11 protein-coding genes are annotated in these 7,363 nt (G+C 58.7%); all 11 read right to left on the reverse strand.

From position 1 onward, the window contains the following. Nucleotides 1-47: 47 nt before the first annotated feature. From ABG80_RS24055 to ABG80_RS09370, 11 genes are read right to left on the reverse strand one after another with little or no spacing between them, the layout of a single operon-like run. Nucleotides 48-839: a CbtA family protein gene (locus tag ABG80_RS24055; RefSeq protein ID WP_083505959.1), complete on the reverse strand. Its 792-nt coding sequence runs from the start codon at nt 837-839 to the stop codon at nt 48-50. Continuing rightward, entirely contained in the window at nt 760-951 is a 192-nt protein-coding gene (locus ABG80_RS24060) for a CbtB domain-containing protein (RefSeq protein WP_083505960.1), read from the reverse strand. Before ABG80_RS24060 ends, ABG80_RS24055 begins: the two co-directional genes overlap by 80 nt. Beyond that, nucleotides 951-1,655, reverse strand: coding sequence for a cysteine hydrolase family protein (locus ABG80_RS09335; protein ID WP_058087436.1), 705 nt, complete (start codon nt 1,653-1,655; stop codon nt 951-953). Before ABG80_RS09335 ends, ABG80_RS24060 begins: the two co-directional genes overlap by 1 nt. After that, on the reverse strand, nt 1,652-2,059 hold the full coding sequence (locus tag ABG80_RS21365; protein WP_083505961.1) for a nitrile hydratase accessory protein: 408 nt from the start codon (nt 2,057-2,059) through the stop codon (nt 1,652-1,654). The genes ABG80_RS09335 and ABG80_RS21365 overlap by 4 nt, the downstream gene beginning before the upstream one ends. Further along, nucleotides 2,056-2,649 (reverse strand): nitrile hydratase subunit alpha, encoded by a 594-nt coding sequence (gene nthA, locus ABG80_RS09340; RefSeq protein ID WP_058087437.1) that lies wholly within the window; start codon nt 2,647-2,649, stop codon nt 2,056-2,058. Before nthA ends, ABG80_RS21365 begins: the two co-directional genes overlap by 4 nt. Before the next feature lie 6 nt (nt 2,650-2,655). After that, nucleotides 2,656-3,336, reverse strand: a complete 681-nt coding sequence (gene nthB, locus ABG80_RS09345) for a nitrile hydratase subunit beta (protein ID WP_058087438.1) — start codon at nt 3,334-3,336, stop codon at nt 2,656-2,658. Between the two features lie 8 nt (nt 3,337-3,344). Then, nucleotides 3,345-4,100 carry an ABC transporter ATP-binding protein gene (locus ABG80_RS09350; protein WP_058087439.1) on the reverse strand — a complete coding sequence of 252 codons (756 nt, stop codon included), beginning with the start codon at nt 4,098-4,100 and terminating at the stop codon, nt 3,345-3,347. 2 nt (nt 4,101-4,102) lie between these two features. Continuing rightward, on the reverse strand, nt 4,103-4,891 hold the full coding sequence (locus ABG80_RS09355) for an ABC transporter permease (RefSeq protein ID WP_058087440.1): 789 nt from the start codon (nt 4,889-4,891) through the stop codon (nt 4,103-4,105). Beyond that, nucleotides 4,891-5,559, reverse strand: a complete 669-nt coding sequence (locus tag ABG80_RS09360; protein WP_200964295.1) for an urea amidolyase associated protein UAAP2 — start codon at nt 5,557-5,559, stop codon at nt 4,891-4,893. The genes ABG80_RS09355 and ABG80_RS09360 overlap by 1 nt, the downstream gene beginning before the upstream one ends. A gap of 20 nt (nt 5,560-5,579) precedes the next feature. Then, the gene (locus ABG80_RS09365; protein WP_083505963.1) at nt 5,580-6,389 is read right to left on the reverse strand and encodes an urea amidolyase associated protein UAAP1; all 810 of its coding nucleotides are present in this window, start codon (nt 6,387-6,389) and stop codon (nt 5,580-5,582) included. Beyond that, nucleotides 6,386-7,252, reverse strand: a complete 867-nt coding sequence (locus tag ABG80_RS09370; RefSeq protein ID WP_200964292.1) for an ABC transporter substrate-binding protein — start codon at nt 7,250-7,252, stop codon at nt 6,386-6,388. The genes ABG80_RS09365 and ABG80_RS09370 overlap by 4 nt, the downstream gene beginning before the upstream one ends. Nucleotides 7,253-7,363: the final 111 nt, after the last annotated feature.

Below are 7,363 nucleotides of genomic sequence, written 5' to 3' on the forward strand. Positions count from 1 at the left end.
CACCGGGTGTTTCACCGGTGTGAACTGAATTGATGAAAACCGCTGCGCTATGCGTATGGCGGTATGCGGGCTTGTAGAAATCCGACCGCCGCGCCTAACGACAGCCAAAGCACTGCCGTCATGGCAAATGAGGCGAGCACAAACGGTGTGGTCAGGTAAGCCAGCTCGGGCAGGGGCCCCGTGCCAGGAAGCCAAAACCGCAGGATGTGAGGCAGAGCTATCAGGGCAAGCGATGTCGTCAAGAGCGCCACTTTGCGACGTCTGACGCCTTGGATGGCCGAGAAGGAGGCCCCCAATGTGCCGAATGCTGTCAGAAGCCACCACAACTGCCTCATGTGCACGTCATAGGATGGCATCCCAGGCGGTTGTGGAGGTATTCCTAGCCCAGGGGCCAATTGAAAAGAAAGGAATCCAATCGCGCCAAGGGTCAAGCCAGCCCGCCACCCCTGTTTGCGGCACAGTGCAAGTACGCCACTGAGCATCAGTCCATAGCCCATGGCGGTGCAGATCACGGCTACAGCGGTCGATATCTTTCGCACGATGGGGTCGCCGGGCGGCTCTTCGTCTGATCCGTGCGTGTGTTCATGTTCCCCGTGGTCATGGTCAGAGACGGCCTCGCGCTCCGGCTGTGCAGCTTCTGCGGCCTCTGCCAACACAATCATGGGTTGAAGGACTGTGCCTTGCACCAACGATGCCGCTGAGCCGGCCATCGCGCCACCGAGGATTCCAATGAGGAGAATTCGAGTCAGCATGGCCGCCTCAATGACAGATGAGGCCAACTGAATGTCGGGCGTCGTGTGCACTGCCATGCAGGGTGCCGGGCGCAAAGCCGACGCCATACACAATCAACATCCCCAGAAGCACTGAGATGGCAGCGCTTACCCATCGAGAACGGACACTGCTGGCTTCGCCAGGTACCCCAGCTTCCGTGAACTCAACATGGTTGTTCATCACTCCCCTCCTTTGGCTTCGAAATGACTGGAGAGCACATCCATCAATGCATGGCTGTCGGCCACGGCGGCGATGTAGCCACCCTCCACTTGGAGAAGCTCCAATGCGATGTCATGCATGCGCTGCTCCGGTTCTGCACAGCAGTCGGCCAGGACCAGCACATGGAAGCCGCGGTCTGAGGCCTCACGTGCCGTTGTCGAGACGCACACGCCCGTGGTGACACCTACCAGAATCACCTGGTCGATGCCCTGCACGCGAAGACGGTGCTCAAGCTCGGTTGCGTAGAAGGCGCCCGTGCCAACTTTGTCAATCACCGTCTCACCCGGCCCTGGTGCTAGCTCAGCAATGATGTCCCAGCCCACCTCTCCTCGAATGAGCAGTCGTCCCAAGGCGCCCTTCGAGCCAATCTCCGCTCCCGCTCTTCGCGTCTTGGCACGCTTGCTTGCTGGTAGGTCACCAAGGTCGGGGTGGTGACCTTCCCGCGTGTAGATGACACGCATGCCTGCAGCCCGCGCCGCAGTTCGCAATGAGGCAATCCGAGGGACCAGCGCTTGGGCCGCACTGACATCCGAGCCGCGGCGTCCCATGTAGCCTTGGGGGTCACAAAAATCCCTCTGCATGTCAATCACCACGAGGACAGCAGTCTTCGGGTCAAAGTGCCTCTCTACCGGAAACATGTACGGCTGGGCGCTTACCTGTCTCATCGTGCTTGCTCCACAAAAATGGGTCGAGGCGTATCGCCAGGATGCTCGTCATGCCTGTGATGGTCATGACCGTGGTGGTCATGGTGGGTGTGGTGGTCATGCTGATGTTGCCGAGAAGCAAAGCGCTCTCTGATGGCGGCTTCTGCCTCCGCAAGCTTTGTGGGTGAGACGCCCCTGTCTCGCACAAGGTTGGTCAGCGACTCAATCCAACAGTCGTAGTAGGCCGCCTCGTCGCCAATACAGCCTCCCTCAGCCTCTTTGGCGCGGATCGAGGTAATCAGGGCCTGCTGAAATTCCCGCAGGTCGAACAGGCCAGATTGCGCTGCGGCATTGACCAGCGCAAATGCCCGGGCAGCCCATGGCGTGGGAAAGGTTGCTGGTGCCGTTTCGAGAGCAGCATTCATAGTGCCACCTTGGCCACGCCAATCATCGCGTCACGGCTCACCAACGAAGCTAGTTGTTCTTCCGTAAACGATTCAGTGCCAGCAGGTCTTTCGGGCAACACCAGGTAGCGAATCTCCGAGACGCTGTCCCAGACACGAACCTCGACTGCAGGGTCAAGCACGAGCCCCATCTCCGCAAGCAAGCGACGTGGCTCTCGCACCATGCGTGACCGGTACGCGCTGGACTTGTACCAGGCCGGGGGGACGCCGAGAATGGGCCACGGATAGCATGAGCACAAGGTGCAGACCACCGCGTTGTGAACTGTCGCCGAGTTCTCAACCACATGGAGCTTCTCGGTCTCAGGCCCGCCCAGGCCCAACTCGGCGCAGGCCGCCAGACCATCCGCCATGAGGCGCGCCTTGAAGTCAGGGTCCATCCAGGCCCGGGCCACAACCCGAGCGCCACCTTTTGGCCCGACCTTCTCCTCATAGTGGCGGACAAACTCATCGACTCGCGCCGAGTCAATCACGCCGAGCTCGACGAGCAGGCTTTCGACCGCCTCGGTCCTAACCGCTTGCCAAGGTTTTTCAGTGTTTGAGTGATTGTCCATGTCAGTTCAGGCTGGTTCAAGGTGGTCTTCGCTCAAGTCGATGAAGACGTTGGTGTTGGCTTCGGCTTGTGGCCCCCACAGCTCCGTTGCCGGAATGCGCACGCCGTAAACAGGCTGCGGGTGCTCGCCCCGGTAGTGGGCTCTGGTGTCCGGGAATATCCAGGCTTCGGCGTTGACCCGGTCGACCACGCCGACCTTTCCGCGCGCATAAGCTGTCACCCGGGTATGGCCCTCCGGATGGAGGTTGCGAACCCGGACGATTTGCCCAACGGAAAAGCGAGGTGTCACGGTCTCTTCATGGCGCCACGCGCCCCATCGAACCTTCCTGTCGTTCGACAAGGGCCAGGCTCTGGCTCCAGCCGCCGGTGGGGTGAGTCGCTCGGCCCCTTCACTGAGTTCGTCGACTCGCTGCTGGACCTCTTGCACACCCAAAATGTCCTTGCGGGCCAGCAAACGCTCCATCGCGAAAAGCCAGCGGCCGTAGTACCCAGCCGTCAGGTAGTCGGCGGTCGGCATGAGTTCGATTTCGTGGCGGTGCTCGTCCAGATTCCAGATTTGTTTTGTATCAAGAACCTGGGTCATGCAAAAGACCCTGCTTTCCCAACGAGAGTGAAACACCGGCTCATCTTTCTCGCGAGCCACCAAGCCAAAGCCGTGCAGGCCACCCATGTCGTGAATGCCGTTCATGATTGCTTTCAGTAGATGACTGATTCAATCCGCTGCTGCAACGCCAGAAACTCTGGCGAATAGCGGTCCTTCAAGGCTTCGGAACGAGTGTCTGCGTCAATCAAAACACGCGCTGGCCGGTCACCCAGCACGACGACCCGGTGGCCGACCTGCAGCGCCTCTTCGATGTTGTGAGTGACCATCACCATCGTCATACCGGTCTTTTCCCAGAGTTCCAGCATCAAAGCATGCATGCGTCGCCTCAAGCTGATGTCAAGTGCGCTAAAAGGTTCGTCGAGCAACAGGACATGAGGGTCCGACACGAGTGCCCTGGCGATGGCCGTGCGCTGACGCATTCCGCCCGAAAGCTCGTTTGGGTACCGACCGGCCGCCTCGTCCAAACCCACGGTCTTCAGCATCTCGTTGACCGCCTCCTCGCGAGCCTTGGTCTTTGGTTTGAACTTGAGACCAAACTCAACATTTCCGCGCACGGTCAGCCAAGGGAACAGGTTGTTCTCCTGAAAGATCATCACGATGTCAGGCGTCGGGCCATTGATGTAACGGCCCTCGAACAGCACGCCACCTGTGTCGCGCCCCACCACGAAGCCCCCCAAGGATTTCAGCAAAGTCGTCTTGCCGCAACCCGAGCGACCCAGAAGACAGGTGATTTCACCTTGGCGAATCGCGAGCGAAAAATCCTGGAGTGGTCCACCATCATTGCCGCCGAAGTCCACCGTTAGTTGCTCGACACGGAATGCATCTGTGGGTTCAGTTTTCTTAAGCATGCTCATACTCTCCACCACAGGATGCGCTGCCCAATGAACTGCAGCAGGCGGTCAACAATGAAGCCGGTCAGTCCGATGACCACCATGCCAAACATCACCAACTCGTTGTTAAAGAGATTGCGGCCCATCATGATGATGGCGCCAAGCCCGTCTCGTAGGCCCACCATCTCGGCAACCAGCACGGCCATCCAGGCAGCGATGAAGTTGGTGCGAAGCAGTACAAACACGCCTGGCAGGATTGCCGGAAGCGTCACCCATAGCCAGCGTTGAGCGGGCGATGCTCCTAGATTCCCCGCCACGATGCTGAATTCAGGCGGGATTCGTCGAATCTCGGCCAGAGTGGCCAGGGTCAAGATGAAATAGACCCCCATGAAGACGATGAATATCGCGGTCACGTCATTGATGCCGAAGACCACGATGGCTGTCGGAATCCACGCAATGGGGGCAATGGGGGCGAGCAGTTGCAGGATGGGCGACAGTGCCCAGGTCGCGATGCGCGACAAGCTCAGCAACGCGCCCGTCAGGATGGCCGCGACAAACGCGATGCCCATGCCGACGAAGACCCGTAGGAACGTTGCCATCAGCGATTGAGTTACGGTGGCAGCCTGTGAACCTAGACCAATTCGGAAGTCACTCGCAGCGATGCTGTGAAGGAACTGCGACGGTGGCGGCAACACGCTGGCAAGCGCCCCTCCTTTGAGACCGGCCAGCTCCCAAGCACCGAGCAATGCCCCGACTGACAAAGCACCAACGAGTGGCGGCGCGGCTGACTTGAAAGAGCGCTTGCCCATCACGCTACCTCTGCGCTCTGTGCTGGTTCATCCCACACCAGATAGCGGACCGGGGTTGGGTTGTAGCCGTTGGCGGGGTTATTCAACTGCGGGCAATTGGAAATGAGAATCAGAATGTCCATCTCCGCCCGCATCTCGACATACTTGCCAGGACCTGAGATGCCATCCTCAAACGTCAAGCGTCCTTCCGGCGTCATCGGGACGTTCATGAAGAAATTGATGTTCGACACGACATCACGCTTGTCAAGCCCCGATGGATGCTCCGCAATACCCAGCATGTAGTTATCTCGACAGCTGTGCATGAAGCGCTTCTCAAGCGCATACCTCACTGTGTTGCTTTCAGACGAGCAGGCACCACCACCCACCGTGTCATGTCTTCCACACGTGTCGGCCACGATGGTGAGCATCGGCCGGTTCTCACTGGACATGATTTGTGTGCCGACGCCGAGATAGAGGTTCTGCTGCGCCAGAATCGTGTGGACCAAGCTGTATCGCTCAGAAGTATCTCGGGCATTGTAGAAAAGCGTGTCGACGGCTTGGTTCCCCTCGAGGTCGACAATGCGGTAAATCTGGCCCTTCTTGATTTCATGCATCCACGACGTTCCCGCCGGATGGTCAACTTGGAAGACGGCGTGCGCCGGGTCAAGCTTGCTTTCAACAATGCGTATGTTCATGACAGACCTTTGCCTTATAGGTAGTAGCGTTCGGTGTTGATGAAGCCACGCCCGTTTTCCGGCATGGATAAGCGGCAAGCATCGTCTTTGCCAGCCGTGCCGGAGCGCCAACAAACCAGTTCGACGGCCGTAGGCTCGTAGATTGGGTTCGGGTCCAGCCGGTGCTGGCAGGTGGAAAGCACGACGATGGTGTTCATCTCAAAACGCAGGTCAACAAAGTCACCCTCTACACAGTGGTCTGGGGCAAACAGCATGTTGCCGCCGTCGTCTACTTCCACCTTGCTGAAGAAGTTCGCGTTTGGCACGAGGTCTCGCTTGCCAAGGCCCCATTTCCCAAGTTGCGTCAGGAAGCCGTCGCGTGCGTTGCGGTGCATCGCATTACGATGCTCCTGGTAGGTTTTGACGCCATACCTTTCTGCCGCGATTGATGCGTCAGTCATTCCACCGATGGTGTCGTGCCAGTCAATGCTGGAGTCGGCGACGGAGCAAAGCACTCTCCCCATGTCCGAGTAGCAGACCAGCCCCTTGCGCAGGCAGGCGGTGCTTTGCGATTTCAACGTGTCAGGCATGTTGTAGCGCTCACCACGGTCTTCGAAGTTGTAGAAGAGCGCCGCAACATTGGCACGTGGACCCAGGGTCTTGATGCGAAGGCTGTTCCCACGGCGCACAAGCCCTGACCAGTGAAAGCCCCCTGGCATGCGCTCTCGCCAAAGCGTCAAGTCGGATGAGTAGACCGTTGAGTGATCTGGTACCGCAGCACGGGCCAGCGGGGGAAGGTCATCGAATGCGAGGACGCTGCTAGCGCCGGTGTCTCGGCTGCTCATTGCTTCTCCAGTGCTTTGATGGTGTCTAAGCGGAAAATGTCTTTCGTGCCGGTAGTGCCTTTGACATACCCCATCTGCGTCAGCTCATCAACAACGGTTTGAATGGTGTTGACGTCAGGGACGAAGCTGACCGGGGCCGGCGCAGCCTTGAACGAGGCCAAGAGCACTTTGGGTGGGACGCGGAAGTAATTGCCCTTGGTCAGGTACTCCACAGCCTTCTCCGGTTGCTTGTTGATGATGGCTGCAGCGCAAATCAGGCCTTTTAAATAGGCTGAGATGACCTGGGGGCGTTCCTTCAGAGTCTTGTCAAGGACGCTGACCACCGTGTTAGGCGTGGTGGTCGAATAGGTCTTGGCTGACGTTGTCAGAACAGCAGCCCCTCTGCTGACGACCATGTCGGTCGTGTAGGGCTTGATGTGGCTCAACAGGTCAACCTGGCCGGCGCGGAAAGATTCGACCATGGCAAGGAGGTCGTTGAAGTACACCAACTCAACGTCCTTCTCGGAGATGGACAGGCGGCTGAAATCGCGCTTGAGAATCAACTCCAAGGTGTCACCTTGCAGAGTCGCGATTTTGAGTTTGGGCTTGCCCGCTTTGATGTAGCCCTTGAGGTCGTCCATCGACTTGAAGCCAAACTTGCCTTGCGAGACCACCTCCATAACGCCCCAGCCGCCTGCCGCTGCAATCACGCGAATGGGCACGCCACTGTTGGCGGCGAAGAATGGCAGCGTGAAGGGGTTCGTGCTGAAGTCGATGGCGCCGCCAGCAAGTGCAGCGTTGTTGTCACCGGGGTTCGCGAAGAACACAGTCTCGACATCAAGCCCCTGTTGGGTGAAGCATCGTAAGCGGTCATTGAACCCCACCCTAGCCACCAAGGCTGTGCTCTGACAGCCTACGTTCCCACGTAGATGAACGTGGGAACGTAGCGATGAACGACGAATTGCAGGATCTCAGGCGCAGGTTGGTGGTGGGGC

It is taken from the genome of Aquabacterium parvum, assembly GCF_001447195.1.
GTDB classification, from domain to species: domain Bacteria; phylum Pseudomonadota; class Gammaproteobacteria; order Burkholderiales; family Burkholderiaceae_C; genus Aquabacterium; species Aquabacterium parvum.